General features: G+C 63.3%; 23 protein-coding genes. 17 read left to right on the forward strand and 6 right to left on the reverse strand.

The genetic code is table 11. The annotated features are described in order from the left end of the window. Nucleotides 1-2 precede the first annotated feature (2 nt). Together HU751_RS12955 and HU751_RS26825 are read right to left on the reverse strand one after the other, a co-directional pair. The gene (locus tag HU751_RS12955; RefSeq protein WP_367616959.1) at nucleotides 3-893 is read right to left on the reverse strand and encodes an IS3 family transposase; all 891 of its coding nucleotides are present in this window, start codon (nucleotides 891-893) and stop codon (nucleotides 3-5) included. Further along, entirely contained in the window at nucleotides 842-1,150 is a 309-nt protein-coding gene (locus tag HU751_RS26825; RefSeq protein WP_062574409.1) for a transposase, read from the reverse strand. Before HU751_RS26825 ends, HU751_RS12955 begins: the two co-directional genes overlap by 52 nt. A gap of 495 nt (nucleotides 1,151-1,645) precedes the next feature. Between HU751_RS26825 and HU751_RS12960 the strand changes: the two genes are divergently transcribed. Both HU751_RS12960 and HU751_RS12965 read left to right on the forward strand, forming a co-directional pair. Beyond that, nucleotides 1,646-1,891 (forward strand): hypothetical protein, encoded by a 246-nt coding sequence (locus HU751_RS12960; protein ID WP_050703801.1) that lies wholly within the window; start codon nucleotides 1,646-1,648, stop codon nucleotides 1,889-1,891. Further along, nucleotides 1,888-2,139 carry a DUF3077 domain-containing protein gene (locus HU751_RS12965; protein ID WP_186731908.1) on the forward strand — a complete coding sequence of 84 codons (252 nt, stop codon included), beginning with the start codon at nucleotides 1,888-1,890 and terminating at the stop codon, nucleotides 2,137-2,139. Before HU751_RS12960 ends, HU751_RS12965 begins: the two co-directional genes overlap by 4 nt. 53 nt (nucleotides 2,140-2,192) lie before the next feature. Here the strand turns inward: HU751_RS12965 and HU751_RS12970 are convergent, their stop codons facing one another. Continuing rightward, entirely contained in the window at nucleotides 2,193-3,110 is a 918-nt protein-coding gene (locus HU751_RS12970; protein WP_186731909.1) for a hypothetical protein, read from the reverse strand. Between the two features lie 247 nt (nucleotides 3,111-3,357). Between HU751_RS12970 and HU751_RS12975 the strand changes: the two genes are divergently transcribed. The 3 genes from HU751_RS12975 to HU751_RS12985 all read left to right on the forward strand — a co-directional run bounded on the left by HU751_RS12975 (nucleotide 3,358) and on the right by HU751_RS12985 (nucleotide 5,132). Continuing rightward, the gene (locus tag HU751_RS12975) at nucleotides 3,358-3,921 is read left to right on the forward strand and encodes a GNAT family N-acetyltransferase (RefSeq protein WP_050703803.1); all 564 of its coding nucleotides are present in this window, start codon (nucleotides 3,358-3,360) and stop codon (nucleotides 3,919-3,921) included. 50 nt (nucleotides 3,922-3,971) lie between these two features. Continuing rightward, nucleotides 3,972-4,511 carry a hypothetical protein gene (locus HU751_RS12980; protein ID WP_186731910.1) on the forward strand — a complete coding sequence of 180 codons (540 nt, stop codon included), beginning with the start codon at nucleotides 3,972-3,974 and terminating at the stop codon, nucleotides 4,509-4,511. Between the two features lie 81 nt (nucleotides 4,512-4,592). Further along, nucleotides 4,593-5,132, forward strand: a complete 540-nt coding sequence (locus tag HU751_RS12985; RefSeq protein WP_186731911.1) for a hypothetical protein — start codon at nucleotides 4,593-4,595, stop codon at nucleotides 5,130-5,132. Between the two features lie 79 nt (nucleotides 5,133-5,211). Here the strand turns inward: HU751_RS12985 and HU751_RS12990 are convergent, their stop codons facing one another. After that, nucleotides 5,212-5,679, reverse strand: a complete 468-nt coding sequence (locus HU751_RS12990; RefSeq protein WP_186731912.1) for a DMT family transporter — start codon at nucleotides 5,677-5,679, stop codon at nucleotides 5,212-5,214. A 91-nt stretch (nucleotides 5,680-5,770) separates the two neighbouring features. On the opposite strand from HU751_RS12990, the gene HU751_RS12995 reads away from it, so the two are divergent. The 4 genes from HU751_RS12995 to HU751_RS13010 all read left to right on the forward strand — a co-directional run bounded on the left by HU751_RS12995 (nucleotide 5,771) and on the right by HU751_RS13010 (nucleotide 8,090). Beyond that, nucleotides 5,771-6,691 carry a LysR family transcriptional regulator gene (locus HU751_RS12995; protein ID WP_186731913.1) on the forward strand — a complete coding sequence of 307 codons (921 nt, stop codon included), beginning with the start codon at nucleotides 5,771-5,773 and terminating at the stop codon, nucleotides 6,689-6,691. Between the two features lie 34 nt (nucleotides 6,692-6,725). After that, nucleotides 6,726-7,112 (forward strand): lysozyme inhibitor LprI family protein, encoded by a 387-nt coding sequence (locus HU751_RS13000; protein WP_186731914.1) that lies wholly within the window; start codon nucleotides 6,726-6,728, stop codon nucleotides 7,110-7,112. A 117-nt stretch (nucleotides 7,113-7,229) separates the two neighbouring features. Next, on the forward strand, nucleotides 7,230-7,670 hold the full coding sequence (locus tag HU751_RS13005) for a Panacea domain-containing protein (RefSeq protein ID WP_186731915.1): 441 nt from the start codon (nucleotides 7,230-7,232) through the stop codon (nucleotides 7,668-7,670). Nucleotides 7,671-7,673: 3 nt separating this feature from the next. Beyond that, nucleotides 7,674-8,090, forward strand: a complete 417-nt coding sequence (locus tag HU751_RS13010) for a hypothetical protein (protein ID WP_186731916.1) — start codon at nucleotides 7,674-7,676, stop codon at nucleotides 8,088-8,090. Nucleotides 8,091-8,202: 112 nt separating this feature from the next. Here HU751_RS13010 and mnmH read toward each other — a convergent pair whose 3' ends face one another. Then, the gene (gene mnmH, locus HU751_RS13015) at nucleotides 8,203-9,315 is read right to left on the reverse strand and encodes a tRNA 2-selenouridine(34) synthase MnmH (protein WP_186731917.1); all 1,113 of its coding nucleotides are present in this window, start codon (nucleotides 9,313-9,315) and stop codon (nucleotides 8,203-8,205) included. Next, nucleotides 9,315-10,349, reverse strand: a complete 1,035-nt coding sequence (gene selD, locus HU751_RS13020; protein WP_186713225.1) for a selenide, water dikinase SelD — start codon at nucleotides 10,347-10,349, stop codon at nucleotides 9,315-9,317. Before selD ends, mnmH begins: the two co-directional genes overlap by 1 nt. Before the next feature lie 164 nt (nucleotides 10,350-10,513). Here selD and HU751_RS13025 point away from each other — a divergent pair, with 164 nt between their 5' ends. From HU751_RS13025 to moaE, 8 genes are all read left to right on the forward strand, one after another. Further along, the gene (locus HU751_RS13025; protein ID WP_186731918.1) at nucleotides 10,514-11,368 is read left to right on the forward strand and encodes a putative selenate ABC transporter substrate-binding protein; all 855 of its coding nucleotides are present in this window, start codon (nucleotides 10,514-10,516) and stop codon (nucleotides 11,366-11,368) included. After that, entirely contained in the window at nucleotides 11,365-12,159 is a 795-nt protein-coding gene (locus tag HU751_RS13030) for a phosphonate ABC transporter ATP-binding protein (protein ID WP_186731919.1), read from the forward strand. The genes HU751_RS13025 and HU751_RS13030 overlap by 4 nt, the downstream gene beginning before the upstream one ends. Continuing rightward, nucleotides 12,153-12,980 carry a PhnE/PtxC family ABC transporter permease gene (locus HU751_RS13035; RefSeq protein WP_186731920.1) on the forward strand — a complete coding sequence of 276 codons (828 nt, stop codon included), beginning with the start codon at nucleotides 12,153-12,155 and terminating at the stop codon, nucleotides 12,978-12,980. The genes HU751_RS13030 and HU751_RS13035 overlap by 7 nt, the downstream gene beginning before the upstream one ends. Continuing rightward, entirely contained in the window at nucleotides 12,977-13,744 is a 768-nt protein-coding gene (gene phnE / locus HU751_RS13040; protein ID WP_186731921.1) for a phosphonate ABC transporter, permease protein PhnE, read from the forward strand. Before HU751_RS13035 ends, phnE begins: the two co-directional genes overlap by 4 nt. A 294-nt stretch (nucleotides 13,745-14,038) precedes the next feature. Next, nucleotides 14,039-15,433: a PhoH family protein gene (locus HU751_RS13045; RefSeq protein ID WP_011535580.1), complete on the forward strand. Its 1,395-nt coding sequence runs from the start codon at nucleotides 14,039-14,041 to the stop codon at nucleotides 15,431-15,433. 121 nt (nucleotides 15,434-15,554) lie between these two features. Then, nucleotides 15,555-16,025 carry a cyclic pyranopterin monophosphate synthase MoaC gene (gene moaC, locus HU751_RS13050; RefSeq protein WP_046857035.1) on the forward strand — a complete coding sequence of 157 codons (471 nt, stop codon included), beginning with the start codon at nucleotides 15,555-15,557 and terminating at the stop codon, nucleotides 16,023-16,025. After that, nucleotides 16,025-16,270, forward strand: a complete 246-nt coding sequence (moaD, locus tag HU751_RS13055) for a molybdopterin converting factor subunit 1 (RefSeq protein ID WP_186731922.1) — start codon at nucleotides 16,025-16,027, stop codon at nucleotides 16,268-16,270. The genes moaC and moaD overlap by 1 nt, the downstream gene beginning before the upstream one ends. Nucleotides 16,271-16,272: 2 nt before the next feature. After that, nucleotides 16,273-16,719 carry a molybdopterin synthase catalytic subunit MoaE gene (gene moaE / locus HU751_RS13060; RefSeq protein WP_186731923.1) on the forward strand — a complete coding sequence of 149 codons (447 nt, stop codon included), beginning with the start codon at nucleotides 16,273-16,275 and terminating at the stop codon, nucleotides 16,717-16,719. Nucleotides 16,720-16,828 lie beyond the last annotated feature (109 nt).

The following is a 16,828-nucleotide window of genomic DNA, read 5'->3' on the forward strand; positions in this document are numbered from 1 at the left end:
GATCAAGCCGCCTGCTGCTCCATGGCTATTGGCGACAGGTAGTTGTTGTAGCTGTGGAGCCTGACTCGGTTGTAACGCATGAAGAAGCTGGTCATATCCTGTCTGGCTTCTTCGATCTCTGTGTAGCCCTTAGTGGGCACCCACTCTGACTTGAGCGTGCCGAACAAGCGCTCTGTCGGTGCGTTGTCCCAGCATTGGCCTCTACGACTCATGCTTTGGGTTATGCCATGCTCAAGCAGTTCGGATTGGAAGCGCTGGCTCGTGTATTGGCAACCTTGATCCGAATGAAACATCAAGCCCGTATGCTTGCCTCGTACTTCCACAGCCATTCTCAGTGCTTTGGCGACCAGGTTGGCGTCATTGATCAGAGAAAATGCCCAGCCAACGACCCGGCGGGCGAACAGGTCAATGACCACAGCCAAGTGATACCAGCGCTTTCCGACCATCAGGCTGGTAACGTCGCCGCACCAAACCTGATTGACTGCTGCTGGCCGGAAATTACGTTCAAGGACATTCTTGGCCACAAATGCCTCAACACCTTTAGAGCGATATTGGTGGCGACGGCGCTGCCTGCTGGTCAGGTTTGCCTCCGCCATAAGTCTTCCAGCCAGATACCTTCCCACTTTGAGTTGCTGGGCCTTCAAGTACTGAGAGATCATTCTTGCACCGGCACTTTCTCTGCTTTCAGCATGCAGTTGCACAACCTTTTCCCTGAGCGCATCGCGCTCGGTATCCGGTACTGAGCGGCGATGGAGCCAGTCGTAAAACGCGCTACGGGAAACGCCCAGAACACTGCAAAGCTGGCTGGTCGGATACGAGCCTGACTCTCTCAGCTCCTCGATCAGGAAAAACGACCGGGATCCGACATCAAGAGAGCGGTAGCCTTTTTTAATATTTCGGCCTCGGTCTCCAAGCGTTTGATCTTGGCGCGTAACTGCTGGAGCTCCCGCTGTTCGTCACTAATCGCCTTGGTGCCTGGCACTGGCTGTCCTTTCTGGCGTTCTTTACGAACCTGATCCACCCACCGGCGCAGAGCCGTTGGACCGACGTCCATCGATGCGCAGACGTCGGGAACCGAACAGTTGTCGTCAAGAACCATGCTTGCAGCACGTTGCTTGAACTCGCGGGTATAGGTCTTTCGCTCTTGCATGGAACCTCCTGAATGGGCGAATCATATCGCCCTTAAGAGGTGTCCGGGATCATTAGGCCAGTTCAAGGCCGCTCCTACAGGTACAGCACAACCCTCAAGGGCATTGCTGTACCTGTGGGAGCGGCCTTGTGCCGCGAAAGGGGCGCAAAGCGCCCCCGGCGCCATTCAGTCGTAAGACATTTCCGAACTTGAAACCAAATCCTTCAGCCAGCCAGCGCTTCGGACCTATCCTACGCGCCTGCCGGAAGGCTCTGAATTGGCCGGGAAATGCATCAGGGGTACCGTCACTGGGTCGTCAAATTTGGCGACCGGGTGTGAGAAGCCCGTTGTGTGAACCATGTCGATTCCGTCAATGGCGGTCGTGCGCGTGCAGGCTTTGGCCTGACCGTGGATTCATGGTTACACACGGGCTTCTCACCATGCGTACGACTGCCACCCTAATCTGTGAGAAGGATCGAGGTGGTTGTTCCTGAATTCCAATTTCGAGGAGTAACCATGAAAAAACTTGTACCTGACCCACCCTACCCAATCCCCTTCGTCACCATCATCAGCGACCTCGACCCCGAGGAAGCCATGGCCCACGCCAACAAGCTGATGCACACCCTCAGCGACACCGTCCACGCCTACACCGTCTGCCAGCGCGACGAGCGTCTCGACGTGATGATGGACAGCGTCGAGATCCTCGGCCAACTGGTCATCTCGCTGGTCCGCCACGCCCGGGCCAAGGGGGCGCCGGTATGAGCCACGACAGCAAACCCGGCCCGACCCAGGGCAAGACCACCTGCCTCGAGATATTCTGCATCCAGCCCGGTATCCCGTTCGATCACGCCTTCAGCGACCTGTCGGTGCTGCTCGGCTGCGTGGCGCATTTCACTACCGAGGCGGAGATGGAAGGTGATCTCATGGCCGCCAGTGCGGCACGGATTCTCAGCGGTCTGGCCAAGGGGCTGATCGATGACATGGAGTTGGGGTTGAGTTCGCTACGGTGAAGGAGCTCGCTGCCCCGCTCAGCGACGAGTAGACAAGGCGAGCGGGGTAACGATTAAAACACCCGATAAGTATTCGTTGTAGTCGTGTTCGAGAAAAAATCTCTTGGGTTGGTGAGAGTGTCATTTGACTCAATGATGTTGCCATCTTTAACTGGTGATGCTTCAAGTCTGTCCTGATGCTCGGATTTGAATTTTAATGAGATGCTTGTGATGGATTCTTTGCTTTTCGCGGGCTCTTTTCCGTAGAAGAATTCTACGTCAAGCCCTTTGTCTGTGTTCTCTTCCTGGCTCTCAATTTTTTTGGTGCGTCCGCTTTCGAAATGTACAGTGCTTGTAATGTGTTCGTGTACGATGGAAAGTGAATCGCTAGTAGTGGCAACTCTGTGTTCTATTTTTGTTTTGGTATCTATTGAGTTAGGCGAGCGAGAATGGCGATGTTTAGAGACTTCAGTGACCCATTGCTCATCTGACTCATGGGTTGCCCATGAGAAAGAAGTAATGTAGTGAATGTCATCGATTTGTGGAAATTCCTTCTTGATCGTTTCGAGTCTCGGAGGGGAAAAATTCTTATTCCATGATAGCTCGAAAGTTTTAGAATCCTTTGTTTTAATGTGGGTTAGTATGATCTGTGTCTTGGAGGGTGATGTGATTTCATGGAAGATAAACTGGGTGCTATCATTGAGCTGTAAGATGTATTTGTTTTGTTCTTTTGTGAGTTTGTAGGAATTCCTATTGTCTATGTGGTCTGTTAGTTTTTTGATGTCTGTGGCGTGAAATAGATTAATGGTTTCTTGGTCGGAAATGTTGTCAGGTTTATTGAGTGATAAGGAAAGGTCGAGGCTTTCTTTGGGGAGGGGATTGGAAGCTACTAATTGGAAGTCTTCTTCGTCAATTAAGACGAAATTTATTTTCGCGACGCCAGAGGTTTTGTCAATATTGATGACGTCGTCGGTAATGAGGCTGATTTCCATATGCATATCCTGTCATGTTTTTCAGTTATTTATGCGTCTATTACGGCATGGCGCGAGGAGTGCAAGACCTCTGTAAATATGTGACGCCCAGAGTGCTGCCTACGCAACTGTCAAAAATGCCAGGTGAGTTCACAAAAATCAGGGTGTCTCCAACTCTTAACGAGGCCATGCCTGGACGCTGAGGTGCCCAACCGGCCCCCACAAACGTTAGACTGTCATCTCCCCACCACCGGACAGGAGTCCCGGCGTGCCCGACCCCCGCAGTTTCCCCAGCGACCTGTGCCTTGAAAGCCCACGCCTGCAGCTGCGCCCCATGCGCCATGGCGACGCGCAGCAGTGGCTGACCATCATGGCCGACCCGGAAGTGATGCGTTACTGGTACCACGCCCCCTGGCAGACCCTGGCCGAGGCCGAAAGCGCCCTGGCCGCCGACCGCGAAGCCTTTGCCGCCGGCCAGTTGCTCAAACTGGGCATGTACCGCCGCGACAACGGCGAGCTGATCGGCATGGTCCAGCTGTTCAACCTCGAGGAGGGCTCGCGCCGTGGCGAGATCGGCTACTGCCTGGCCAAGTCCGCCCAGGGCCGCGGCTACATGGACGAGGCGCTGACCTGCTTCATCGACTACCTCGCCCACACCCTGCACCTGCGTCGCCTGGAGGCGGAGATCGATCCGCGCAACCAGGGCTCGGCGCGTACCCTGGAACGCCAGGGGTTCGTCCTGGAAGGCACCTTGCGCGCCCGCTGGTGCGTGGCGGGTGAACTGTCCGATTCGGGGTTGTACGGTTTGCTGCTCGAACCCCCAGTGGCCTGATGCCCACGTGTCATGGACGCGACTTTCACTGATGGGATGGAGCCCGCGCTTTGCCTGCTTTCTACGTGACGTTCACCTTGCTGCTGTTTCTGCTGAGCCTGTGTTTCGATGGCATCCTGATGGGCGTCGACGGGTATATGCCCGCCTTGCAGATAGTGCTCATGGGGCCTTGGGGCATTGCCATGGGGCTTTACCAGTGGTTCGCCAATCCGCTGCTGGGGCTGGCGCTGCTTGCTCACCGGCGTTTTCGCCGGCTGGCGCTTGCAGTCGGGATGATCGCGCTGGGCCTGGCCCTCAGTTGCCTTGGCATCGAGCGGGTGCCGGACAACCGCAGCTATGACATCCAGCCCCTGACCGGGTTTGGCGCCGGGTATTACCTGTGGACACTGGCGATCCTGCTGTTTTGCCTGGGGCAGGGCTGGTGGTGCCGCAAGGTGCGTTCGACGGCGGGTATGCCGGGTTGGCGTTGGTACGACCTGGGGCTGATCGCAGTGCTGGCGGCGACGATCTACGCCGGGACGCTGATGCCGAGCCTGCGCGTTCAGATCAGTAGCTCCGCCCAGTCGATGGATCAGGCTGCGACACGCTGATGCAGCGCACCCGTCGGGTTTGGAAAGACGCCAGGGCTGGGTTAAGGTCGCAGCTTGTCCCGTTTTCTCCAGGTGCCTGACTTGCCCGCTTTCTACCTGACCGCCAGCCTGGCCCTGTACCTGCTGAGCCTGGCCTTCGATGGCGCCCTGACGGGGGCGGGTCGGCATGTGCCGGCGTTGCAGATGCTGCTCTACGGCCCCTGGGGCATCGCCTTCGGTCTGTACCAGTGGTTCGCCAACCCGCTGCTGGCGCTGGCTATCCTCGCCCATCGACGGTTCCGCCGCATGGCGCTGGTATGCGGCCTGGTGGCGCTGTACCTGGCGGCCAGCAGTTTCGCCATCACCCGCTTGCCGGACAACCAGAGCTACGCCTTCCAGGATGTGACCGGCTTCGGCGCGGGCTTCTACCTGTGGTTGCTGGCGATCCTGGTGTTCTGCCTGGGGCAGCTGTGGTGGTGCTGGAAGGCGCGCTCGGCGGCGGATGTGCCGGGCTGGGGTTGGCTCGATGTGGCGCTGATCGCTGCCCTGAGCGTGGCGCTGTATGCCGGTACGCAGATGCCGTCGCTGCGTTTCGAGCCACACAAGGTGATCGTGCCGCCGGAGCAGCCGCGCACCTTGTGATGGCAATTGCCCCTACAGGGCAGCACAATGACTGCGTGGGAGCGGGCTTGCCCCGCGATAGGGCTGCTATGTCAGGCGCTCAACGCGCCGTGCCCCACTGCACCACGATCATCCCGATCACGATCATCCCCACCCCCGCCAGCCGCAACAGGTTCACCGGCCGCTCCGGCAACCCCATCAAGCCAAACTGGTCGATCAGCAGCGACGACAGCACCTGCCCGGCCACCACGCAGACGATGAACCCGGCTGCCCCCAGGCGCGGCGTGAGCACCAGCGCCGCGGTGATGTACAGCACCCCGGCGACCCCGCCGAACCAGGTCCACCAGGGCGCATGGGCCAGTTGCTGCACCTGCGGCAGCGGCGCGCGCATCAGCAGCAGGGCCGGCACCAGCATCAGCAGGCTGACCAGCAACGACACCCCGGCGGCCCACAGCGGATGGCCGAGCATGCGCCCGAGCGCGGCGTTGCTGCCGGCCTGGAACGGCACGGCGGCCCCGGCGAGCAGAGCAATGAGCAAGGGGAGGGCGGCGAAGAGGCTGGCGGGCATGGTGTCTACTCCTGGCAAGAACACTGGTCTTAGTCTCGATCATGCATTTCAATGATGGAAATTCGAACTTCGCACAGGTTGTATTCGTACCATGGATGATCTGCGTCGCATCGACCTCAACCTGTTGCTGACCCTGCATGCCCTGCTCAGTGAGCAACATGTCTCCCGGGCGGCCCTGCGCCTGCATCGCAGCCAGCCGGCGGTCAGCCATGCCCTGGCACAGTTGCGCGAGCTCTTCGCCGACCCGCTGCTGGTGCGACGCGATGGCCGCCTGCAACTGACGGCCCGCGCCGAAGCCCTGCAGGCGCCGTTGCAGGAGGCGTTGCAGCAACTCGACGGACTGCTCGGCACGCCGGGCTTCGAGCCGGCGCGGGCACGGCGCGCCTTTCGCCTGGCCATGTCCGACTACGGCGCCCGTGTGGTGCTGCCAGCGCTGATGCGCCTGTTGCGGCGCGAAGCACCGGGCATTGACCTGGTGGTGTCCCAGGGCAGCCGCGAGGCGATGCTCGGCCAGTTGATCGACGGCGAGGCGGACCTGGCGCTGGGCGTGTTCCCGGAGCTGCCGACGGAAATGGCCCAGCAGGTGCTGTTCGAGGAGTACTTCGTCTGCCTGGCCGACCGGGCCAGCCTGCCGCCCCGCGGCGGCCTGGCGCTCGAACCGTGGCTGGCGCGGCCCCATGTACTGGTGGCGGTACGCCCCGGCATCGACAACGAGATCGACCAGGCCCTGGCCAGCTTGGGCGCACGCCGACGCATCGCCCTGACCTTGCCGCATTGGGGCGTGGCCCAAAGTGTCATTGCCGGGACCGACCTGGTGCTCACCGTGGCCCGCCGCAGCCTTGCCGGTGCCCGGCTGGACCCGGCGCTGCGCCAGTTCGCGCCGCCCCTGGCGATCTCGCCGTTCGCCTTTGCCCAGGCCTGGCATTCGCGTCGTGACGGCGATGCCGGGCACCGCTGGCTGCGGGCGCGGATCCAGGCGCTGTGTGTGAACGAAGGCGCGGCAGGGTGCTAGGCTGTGCCGCATTCATCTGCGAAAAGGAAAGCCCATGTTCAAGCATTGCCTGGTCGGCGCTGCCGCCCTGCTGATCGCCGCTGGCGCCCAGGCCGAGGACTATTCGCCCACCTACACCCAGTGCATGGACAAGGCCTCCAGCACCCTGGCCATGGGCGCCTGCATCCAGGCCGAGACCCAGCTGCAGGATGACCGGTTGAACCGCGTCTACAAGCAGCTGATGGCCAAGCTCGACAGCCAGCAGCAGAAGGACCTGCGCGAAGTCCAGCGCACCTGGATGAAGTACCGCGACGGCAACTGCGCGTTTCACGGCAAGTTGAGCAACGGCAGCATCTACCGCATCGAAGGCGCGATGTGCGAGATGGACATGAGCAAGGACCGGGCGGCGGAGCTGCAGCGGGTGCTCAGCCCGGGGCAGTAGTGCAGCATCAGCTTACAGATTGATGGGTCAACTGGTCGGCTGAAGGGTATCGCCAGAACCTTGATGGCTGTATTTTTGTACAGCTCATGGACAGTGTGTTCACCAAGGGAGAAGCCCATGCCTGACAGCACCGATGTCGCCAACTACTTCCTCACGCTGGAAGGCGAGGCGGGTGAGATCTCGAACCTGAAGCTGCAGAAGCTGGTTTATTACGCGCAAGGCTTCAGCCTGGCTTTGCTGGGCGGGCCGTTGTTCGAAGAGCGAATCGAGGCCTGGATGCATGGCCCGGTGGTGCCCGATCTCTACCGCCGGTTCAGCCAGCACGGCTCGAACCCGATTCCGGTGCCTGCGGTGTTCGAGCCGACCTGCTTTTCCCGGGATCAGACCCGTCTGATCAAGGAGGTCTTCGAGGTCTATGGGCAGTATTCGGCGTGGAAGCTCCGCCAACTGACCCATGAAGAAGACCCATGGCGGGACAATTATCAGGAGGGCGCTTTCAGCCGGGAGATTCCCCGGGACGAAATGCAGCGCTATTTCAGGAACCACCTGGTGAACTGAGCAATGGTACGCAAGCGGCTCAAGGAGCGAGACGCCCAGGGAAATCAAGTCAGGGCACGCCACATGGTAGGCGAGGCTGACGATTCGGACTTGCGCCCACCAGTGTTCTCACTGGAGTACCTGCAATCAGGTTGGTGCATTCAGGATTGCCAGCAGGCGGAGCGGGCCCGGATGCTCGAGCGGCTGCGCCAGATCAGCCAGCGTACGTGGCGAGAGATTCGCCAGCTCGATCGACACGGTTATGGCACGGAGACGATTTCGCGCGGCAGTATCAGGGCTGTGTTGCCTTCATTCCTCACCGAGGATGTTCGGTTGCTGGCGTTCAGGGCTTTCGATCTGGTGGCGATGGTGGGGTATCGCAGCGGGCGGATCTTTCATGTGATCTGGATAGATCGTGAGTTCAAGTTGTACAGGCATTGACGTTAAGTGCAGTGACTCCTTTGGTGGGCCAGGCCAGTTGGGTATGGCACCGGCTTTGCCGGTGTTCGCGGGGCAAGCCCGCTCCTACAGGGGGGAGGAGCGGGCCAGTGATTCAGGCGCCGTGGTACTCGCGCAGTGCCCGGGCCTTCAGGTATTCACGCACCTCCACGCCGTCTCCGGCGAACTCGATCCGCTGTGCCTTGGCCGCACGCTGGTAGGCGTACATCGGGTCGTAGTATTCCTTGAGCAGCCCTTCGATCCACCCTCGGTGCAGGCTCACGTCACCACTGCGCAACTGCTCCTCCAGCGCCTGGTCGAGCAACGCCGACAGCCGCTGGAAGCGCTCGCCGCCCAGGCGCTTGTAGATGTTGGCCATGCTCTGGCGCATGCGCTCGGCGAACAGCGGGCCGCCGGCTTCTTCACCGTGCACGGCGATGTACTCGGCGCACAGGTTGATCACATAGTCGCGCAGGATGCGTTCCACGCGATGCGCGAAGCTGTCTTCAAGCCACACCAGCGGATAGCGCTGCATGCCCTGGTACAGCTCCAGTGGCACCGCGCAGCTGCCGACCACGCGGCCTTCGTCCTCGAGCACGAACTGGCCGACGCCACGCTCGCGTTTCTTGAGGATGTCGATGGCCAGCGCATTCTCGAAATCGATCTGCGCCGGCTGCGCCGTGGCGCGCTTGCCGAAGCTGGAGCCGCGGTGGTTGGCGTGGCCTTCGAGGTCGAGCACGTTGTCCAGTTGGTGCAGTACATCGGTCTTGCCGGTGCCGGTCAGTCCGCCCAGCAAAACGAACGCGCACTGCTGCACCGCCTGCAGCGTGGTATCCATCAGCAGGGTGCGCATGGCCTTGTAGCCGCCCACCACCTTTGGATACTGGATGCCAGCGTCCTTGAGCCAGCCCTGGACGATCTGCGAGCGCAGGCCGCCACGGAAGCAGTAGAGGTAGCCGTCGGGATGGGCCTGGGTGAACGCGGCCCAGGCCTCCAGGCGCTGTTGCTTGAGCCCACCGTTGACCAACTGGTGGCCCAGGGCGATGGCGGCGGCCTGGCCCTGCTGCTTGTAGCAGGTGCCGACCTTCTGCCGCTCCTGGTCGTTCATCAGCGGCAGGTTGACGGCGCCGGGGAAGGCGCCCTTGGTGAATTCGATCGGCGCGCGCATGTCCATCATCGGCACGTCGTCGAGGAACAGCTGTTTCAGCTCGGTGCAGTCGGGGCGCATCAGATCACCTCGACTGCGTGGCTCTGTCGCTCGACCAGCTCGCCGATCGGCGCCAGTTCGAGCCCGAGTTCCCGCGCCACGGCGAGGAATTCGGCCTCGCCCTGCGGGGTGACCGCCACCAGCAGGCCGCCGCTGGTCTGCGGGTCGCACAGCAGGTGCTTCTGCTCGTCGCTCAGCGCGCCGATCTTGTGGCCGTAGCTGTCGAAGTTGCGCAGGGTGCCGCCGGGGATGCAGCCCTCGGCCAGGTAGTGTTCGACGCTGGGCAGGCGTGGTACGGCAGCGAACTGCAGGCGGGCGGTGAGGCCGCTGCCCTCGGCGACTTCGACCAGGTGGCCGAGCAGGCCGAAACCGGTGACGTCGGTCATCGCCTGCACGCCGTCGAGCTTGCCGAAGCGGCTGCCCGGGGTGTTGAGGGTGCACATCCAGTCACGGGCCAGGCCCTGGTCCTGTTCGCGCAGCTTGGCCTTCTTCTCGGCGGTGGTGAGAATGCCGATGCCCAGCGGCTTGGTCAGGTACAGGCGGCAGCCGATGCTGGCGGTGTCGTTGCGCTTGAGGTGGCGCTTGCTCACCACGCCGGTCACAGCCAGGCCGAAGATCGGCTCGGGGGCGTCGATGGAGTGGCCGCCAGCCAGCGGGATGCCGGCTTCGGCGCAGACGGCGCGGCCACCGCGGATCACCTCGCGGGCGACTTCCGGCGGCAGCACGTTGATCGGCCAGCCGAGGATGGCGATGGCCATCAGCGGGTCGCCGCCCATGGCGTAGATGTCGCTGATGGCGTTGGTGGCGGCGATGCGACCGAAGTCGTACGGGTCGTCGACGATCGGCATGAAGAAGTCGGTGGTCGAGACCACGCCGCGCTCGTCATCCAGGGCATAGACGGCGGCGTCGTCGCGCGAGGCGTTGCCGACCCAGAGTTTCGGGTCGAGGGCCTGGGTGCCGCTTTCGGCGAGGATCACATCCAGGACCTTGGGAGAAATCTTGCAGCCACAGCCAGCGCCGTGGCTGTACTGTGTCAGACGAATCGGCTCGCTCATGTGCACCTCGACTTTTCGTGATGCGCGATTGTAGCAAAGCTGGCCTTTGTGCCTGTGGCTCTTATACTTCCCTCGTTTGCCAGCATCGCGGGGCAGGCCCGCTCCCACGCAGACCCGCGATGCGACACCGACTCATGCCCCGCTATCGAACCGGAGAATCCCCCATGCTCAAACGCCCCTTGGCCCTGTTTGCCGGCCTCGCGCTGTCCTGCTGCGCGGTGATCGCCCAGGCCGCCGATGTGCTGCGCGTCAGCGCTATCCCCGACGAGGCGCCGACCGAACTGCTGCGCAAGTTCAAGCCGCTGGGCGAGTACCTCGAGCAGCAACTGGGCATGAAGGTGCAGTTCGTGCCGGTGGCCGATTACCCGGCGGTGGTCGAGTCGCTGGCCAGCGATCGCCTGGACCTGGCCTGGCTGGGGGGCTTCACCTTCGTCCAGGTGCACCTGAAGGACCCCAAGGCCACGCCGCTGGTGCAGCGTGAGCAGGATGCCAAGTTCACCAGCAAGTTCATCACCGCCAACCCTGACGTGAAGAGCCTCAAGGACCTGAAGGGCAAGACCTTCGCCTTCGGTTCGATTTCGTCCACCTCGGGCAGCCTGATGCCGCGTTACTTCATGCTCAAGAACGACAACATCAAGCCCGAGGAGTACTTCAGCCGCGTCGCCTATTCCGGCGCCCACGATGCCACCGCCGCCTGGGTCCAGGCCGGCAAGGCCGATGCCGGCGTGCTCAACGCCAGCGTCTGGGACAAGCTGGTCGCGGCGGGCAAGGTCGACACCAGCAAGGTGAAGGTGTTCGCCACCACGCCGGAGTACTTCGACTACAACTGGACCGTGCGCGGCAACATGGATCCGGCACTGAAAGAAAAGATCAAGCAGGCCTTCCTCGCCCTGGACCCGACCAAGCCTGCGGACAAGGCGATCCTCGACCTGCAGGCCGCCAGCCGCTTCATCGAGACCAGGCCCGAGAACTACGCGGGCACCGAGCAAGCCGCGCGTGAGGCCGGTCTGCTCAAGTGAGTATCCGTGTTCAGGGCGCCAGTGTGCGCCATGGTCAGGTCCAGGCCTTGAGCGCGGTGGACCTGCTGATCGGCCAGGGCGAGCGAGTGGCGATCATCGGTCCGTCCGGGGCCGGCAAGTCCAGCCTGCTGCACCTGATGGGTACCGCCGTGCCGCCCAGTGACGGGCGGTTGGAGTTGTTGGGCGAGCAGCCCTGGGCATTGTCTGCCCGTGCCCGCCAGCGCTTGCGCGCACGGGTTGGCCTGGTGCACCAGGCGCCGCCCCTGCCGCCGCGCCAGCGAGTGGTCACCGCTGTGCTGGCGGGGCGCCTGGGGCAGTGGGGCACATTGCGCGGGCTGCTCAACCTGATCCACCCCGGCGATGTGCCCGGTGCCCGTGCAGCGCTGGCCGAGCTGGGCATGGCCGACAAGCTGTTCGCCCAGTGCGGGCAGTTGTCCGGTGGCCAGTTGCAGCGGGTCGGCATTGCTCGCGCCTTGTACCAGCGACCCGAAGTGCTGCTGACCGACGAGCCGGTCTCGGCCATGGACCCGGTGCTGGCCGATCACAGCTTGGCACTGCTCAACCGCCATGCCCAGGCCCATGGCGTGACCCTGGTCGCCAGCCTGCACGCGGTTGAGCTCGCCCTGGCGTATTTTCCGCGCATCGTGGGCATTCGTGCCGGGCAGGTGGCGTTCGACTGCCCGGCAGCAGCGGTCAGCGAAGCGATGCTCGATGCCTTGTACGCCAACGAGCAACTGGCCTCGCCTGTTGCCGCGACGGCGAGCCTGCAGGTGCAGATCCCGCGATGCTGAGCACTGACCAACGCGATCCCGCAGCTATCCCTCGCGTGTTGCTGACCCTGCTGTGCCTGGCGTTGCTGTGGCCGGGCTTGCACTTGAGCGAGCTGGATCCCGGTGTGCTGTTGCAGGCCGAGAACCGTCAGCAGATGGCCGGTTTTGTCAGCGCGTTCTGGCCCCCGGCCCATGACGCCGGGTTTCTCGACCTGCTGTTCACCGCCACCGTGCAGACCCTGGCCGTGGCCACGGCGGGCATGACCCTGGCGCTGCTGCTGGCGGTACCGGCCAGCCTGCTGGCCAGCCGGGCGCTGTCGCTGCGGGCGGCTTCCAATGGTGGACGTTTGGAACCGTTGTCACGCGCTGCGCGCCTGCCGGTGCGCGGCGTGCTGATCTTCCTGCGCAGCGTGCCCGAGATCGTCTGGGCCCTGCTGTTCGTCCGCGCCGTGGGCCTGGGCCCGACCGCCGGGGTGCTGGCCATTGCCATCACCTACAGCGGCATGCTCGGCAAGGTCTACGCGGAGATCTTCGAGTCGGTGGACCAGCGCCCGGCCCATGCCTTGCTCCAGGCCGGCAGCAGCCGGTTGTCGGCGTTTCTCTACGGCACCCTGCCCGAGGCCGCGAGCGAAGTGGTGTCCTACACGGTGTACCGCTGGGAATGCGCGGTGCGCGCCTCGGTGGTGATGGGCTTCGTCGGCGCCGGCGGCCTGGGCCAGCAGATCGACTTGTCGATGCGCATGTTCGCCGGCGCCGAGGTGGTGAGCATGCTGCTGACCTTCCTGTTGCTGGTGGTGCTTGCGGACCTGCTCAGTCGCTTCCTGCGCGGGAGGCTCGCATGAGGCGGGTGATCAACGGGCTGGTGATCGTCGCGATCCTGGCGGCGGTGCTGGCGTCGTTCGCCTACCTGGAGCTGGACCTGGCAGCGGTTGTCGGCAGCGGCGGGCCGGCGCAGATGGGCGAATACGCGGCGCGTTTCCTGCACCCGGACCTGTCTGTGGCGCACCTGCGGGCAGTGGGGCAGGGCGCCCTGGAAACGTTGGCGATGTCGGGGATGGGGACGCTGCTGGCGATGCTGCTCGGCCTGTTGCTGGCGCTGCCGGCCGCCGGGCGCTTTGGCTGGCCGCTGCAGGGCGCTGCGCGCCTGCTGCTCAATGCGCTGCGGGCGATTCCGGAGCTGGTCTGGGCGGCGCTGACCGTGCTGGCGGCGGGCCTGGGGCCGAATGCCGGCACCCTGGCGCTGGCGCTGCACACCGCCGGGGTACTGGGGCGGCTGTTCGCCGAGGCGCTGGAGAATGCACCGCCGGAGCCTGCGGCGGCGATCCGCCTGCAGGGCGGCAGCCAGGTGGCGGCATTCTGTTTCGGCACGCTGCCCAACCTGTGGCCGCAATTGCTGGCGTACAGCCTGTATCGCTGGGAGAACAACATCCGCATGGCCAGCGTGCTGGGGTTCGTGGGGGCAGGCGGTCTGGGGCAGATGCTCTACGCGACCCTGAGCCTGTTCCAGGAGGCCCAGGCCAGCACGGTGATCATCGCCATGCTGTTGCTGGTGCTGCTGGTGGACGCCCTGAGCGATGTGCTGCGCCAGCGTTTCGTGCGCGCCTGAACGGGCTTGATGCGCTACCTGATCTCTGACTGTAGTCCCGCTCAGGCCTCGCGCCAAGCCCTGTTCGTCAATCCGAAAAATAAACTTCACTAGAGCGTAAAAAGACTTTTTTCGGTCATGGTTTTTGCGGTATCAAGGAATCAGACAGCCGAACCCTGCAGCACAGGTGGCGTCATCCACGCCCCTTTTGCCAGGTGAGCTTCCCGCCCGTAACGACGCGGATACGGGAAGAACGGCAGTCACTCTGCGGCGCAGCCGTTCGCGCCGTGTGGCTTTCACATAAGGTGAACGAGTATGGATGACCAAGGACGCAACCCTTCCTCCAACCAGCCAATCCTGTATGTGCTCGATACCAACGTCCTGATTCACGACCCCAATGCCCTGCTCAACTTCGAGGAGCACCACGTCGCCATACCGATGACGGTGCTGGAGGAACTCGACAAGCTCAAGACCGGTAAACACACCATCGCCGCAGAATGTCGCCAGGCCATCCGCCTGATCGACCAGACCTTGGGCGACGCCTCGCCCAGCGATGTCGAGCAGGGCGTGCCGATCCAGCGTGGCAAGAGTGGGCCCAAGGGTTTCCTGTCCATCCTCATGAGCACGCGCAACGAGCCAAATCGCCTGCTCCCCGAAAACCTCGCCGACAACATCATCATCAACCAGCTGCTGGACCTGCGCGCCAAGCGCAAGGACCTCGACGTGGTGCTGGTGACCAAGGACATCAACATGCGCCTGAAGGCGCGTGCCTGCGGGATCGCCGCCGAGGACTACAGCACCGACCAACTGGTCGACGACGTGTCCTTGCTGTCCAAGGGCTACCACTCGGTCACAGGGTCGTTCTGGGACCGAGTGAGCAAGGTCGACACCCGTCAGGAACGTGGTCGCACCTGGCACCGGGTGCAACTGATCGACAACCTGCCGGCGGTGCACATCAACGAGTTCATCATCGACGAACAAGGATTCGTCGGCTGGATCAAGGGCATCCGCAACGACGAGCTGCTGCTGCTCGACCTGCACCAGGAGCCGCTGCTGCACCAGGAAGCCTGGGGCCTCAAACCACGGGACATCCACCAGAGCCTGGCGCTGTTCGCCCTGCTCGACCCGGATATCCACCTGGTCAACCTGACCGGCGCCGCCGGCTCCGGCAAGACCATCCTGGCGCTGGCCGCGGCCATCGAGCAGACCATGGTCAGCAAGCGCTACCGGCGCATCATCGCCACCCGCAGCGTGCAGGGGCTGGACCAGGAGATCGGCTTCCTGCCGGGCACCGAGGCGGAGAAGATGGAGCCCTGGCTGGGCGCCATCACCGACAACCTCGAAGCGCTGCACATGGACGACGAGAGCACCCACGGCAGCGTCGAGTACATCCTCGAGCGGGTACCGTTGCAGTTCAAGTCGCTGAACTACATCCGGGGTCGCAGCTTCCAGCAGAGCCTGATCCTCATCGACGAGTGCCAGAACCTCACGCCGCACCAGATCAAGACCATCATCACCCGCGCGGGGAACGGGTCCAAGGTGGTCTGCCTGGGCAACCTGGCGCAGATCGACACGCCGTACCTGTCGGCCACCAGCTCCGGGCTGACCTACCTGACCGAACGCTTCAAGGACTTCCCCCACGGCGTTCACATCACCCTGCAGGGCGTACCGCGCTCGGTGCTGGCCGAGTACGCCGAGTCGCACCTGTAACCCAAGCCCGCTCCCACGATTCGTCGTGGGAGCGGGCTTGCCCCGCGATGCGCTGATCTGCCCTCTGCTCAAAGCTGACCTGCAGGTTTACACTCTGTATTCCCTACCCAGGAGCAGAGCAGTGCTGACTCATCTTGATTCCCAGGGGCGCGCCAACATGGTCGACGTCACTGAAAAGGCCGTGACCGCGCGCGAGGCGATTGCCGAGGCGCGGGTGCGCATGTTGCCGGACACCCTGCGCATGATCGTCGATGGCCAACACCCCAAGGGCGACGTGTTCGCCGTGGCGCGCATCGCCGGCATCCAGGCGGCGAAGAAGACCAGCGACCTGATCCCGCTGTGCCATCCGCTGATGCTCACCGGCGTCAAGGTCGAGCTGGCCGCCGAAGGCGAGGACGTGGTGCATATCGTCGCCCGCTGCAAGCTGGCCGGGCAGACCGGCGTCGAAATGGAGGCGCTCACCGCCGCCAGCGTCGCCGCGCTGACGATCTACGACATGTGCAAGGCGGTGGACAAGGGCATGGTCATCGAGCAGGTGCGCCTGCTGGAGAAGACCGGCGGCAAGAGCGGCCACTACAAGGTGGAGGGGTGATGAAGGTCAAGGTCATGTATTTCGCCCGCTACCGTGAGTTGCTGGGCGTCGACACCGAGCGTCTGGAAGGCGACTTCAAGGTGCTGGACGACGTGCGCCAGGCCCTGGTGGGCAAGGGCGGGCACTACGCGGTGCTGGCCGAGCAGAACCTGATGTGCGCCCGCAACGAAGAGCTGTGTCGGCTCGATGAGCCATTGGAAGAGGGTGACGAGATTGCGTTCTTCCCACCCGTGACTGGAGGTTGATCGTGGCCGTACGTGTTCAGCAGGCGGCCTTCGACCCGGGCGCCGAGGTCAACGCCATGCATGCCGCCAATGTCGGCGTTGGCGCGGTGGTCGGCTTCGTCGGCTACGTGCGCGACTTCAATGATGGCCTGGACGTGGCCGGGATGTTCCTCGAGCACTACCCGGGGATGACCGAGAAGGCCCTGGCCAAGATCGTGGTCGAGGCCGAGCAGCGCTGGCCGTTGCTCAAGGTCGAGGTGCTGCACCGCATCGGCGCCCTGGAGCCGGGCGAGCCGATCGTCTTCGTCGGCGTGGCCAGCGCGCACCGCCAGGCAGCGTTCGATGCCTGCAACTTCATCATGGACTACCTGAAGACCCGGGCGCCGTTCTGGAAGAAGGAAAGCACCCAGGATGGGCCGCGCTGGGTGGAGGGGAAGCAGAGCGATCAGGATGCGGCGGGGCGCTGGTAACTCCAGGTGCGAACCGCTTTTGTAGGAGCGGCCTTGTGTCGCGAAAGGGCCGCAAAGCGGCCCCAGGGTTTCAGCATTGATGCAGAAAATGTCGGGGCCGCTGCGCGGC

It is taken from the genome of Pseudomonas peradeniyensis, assembly GCF_014268935.2.
Classification (GTDB): Bacteria; Pseudomonadota; Gammaproteobacteria; order Pseudomonadales; family Pseudomonadaceae; genus Aquipseudomonas; species Aquipseudomonas peradeniyensis.

Coding starts and splice junctions, on each gene's coding strand:
- HU751_RS26825 (WP_062574409.1), bottom strand. CDS start 1,150: ATGCAAGAGCGAAAGACCTATACCCGCGAGTTCAAGCAACGTGCTGCA.
- HU751_RS12960 (WP_050703801.1), top strand. CDS start 1,646: ATGAAAAAACTTGTACCTGACCCACCCTACCCAATCCCCTTCGTCACC.
- HU751_RS12965 (WP_186731908.1), top strand. CDS start 1,888: ATGAGCCACGACAGCAAACCCGGCCCGACCCAGGGCAAGACCACCTGC.
- HU751_RS12970 (WP_186731909.1), bottom strand. CDS start 3,110: ATGGAAATCAGCCTCATTACCGACGACGTCATCAATATTGACAAAACC.
- HU751_RS12990 (WP_186731912.1), bottom strand. CDS start 5,679: ATGCCCGCCAGCCTCTTCGCCGCCCTCCCCTTGCTCATTGCTCTGCTC.
- HU751_RS12995 (WP_186731913.1), top strand. CDS start 5,771: ATGGATGATCTGCGTCGCATCGACCTCAACCTGTTGCTGACCCTGCAT.
- HU751_RS13000 (WP_186731914.1), top strand. CDS start 6,726: ATGTTCAAGCATTGCCTGGTCGGCGCTGCCGCCCTGCTGATCGCCGCT.
- HU751_RS13005 (WP_186731915.1), top strand. CDS start 7,230: ATGCCTGACAGCACCGATGTCGCCAACTACTTCCTCACGCTGGAAGGC.
- HU751_RS13010 (WP_186731916.1), top strand. CDS start 7,674: ATGGTACGCAAGCGGCTCAAGGAGCGAGACGCCCAGGGAAATCAAGTC.
- mnmH (WP_186731917.1), bottom strand. CDS start 9,315: ATGCGCCCCGACTGCACCGAGCTGAAACAGCTGTTCCTCGACGACGTG.
- selD (WP_186713225.1), bottom strand. CDS start 10,349: ATGAGCGAGCCGATTCGTCTGACACAGTACAGCCACGGCGCTGGCTGT.
- HU751_RS13025 (WP_186731918.1), top strand. CDS start 10,514: ATGCTCAAACGCCCCTTGGCCCTGTTTGCCGGCCTCGCGCTGTCCTGC.
- HU751_RS13035 (WP_186731920.1), top strand. CDS start 12,153: ATGCTGAGCACTGACCAACGCGATCCCGCAGCTATCCCTCGCGTGTTG.
- phnE (WP_186731921.1), top strand. CDS start 12,977: ATGAGGCGGGTGATCAACGGGCTGGTGATCGTCGCGATCCTGGCGGCG.
- HU751_RS13045 (WP_011535580.1), top strand. CDS start 14,039: ATGGATGACCAAGGACGCAACCCTTCCTCCAACCAGCCAATCCTGTAT.
- moaD (WP_186731922.1), top strand. CDS start 16,025: ATGAAGGTCAAGGTCATGTATTTCGCCCGCTACCGTGAGTTGCTGGGC.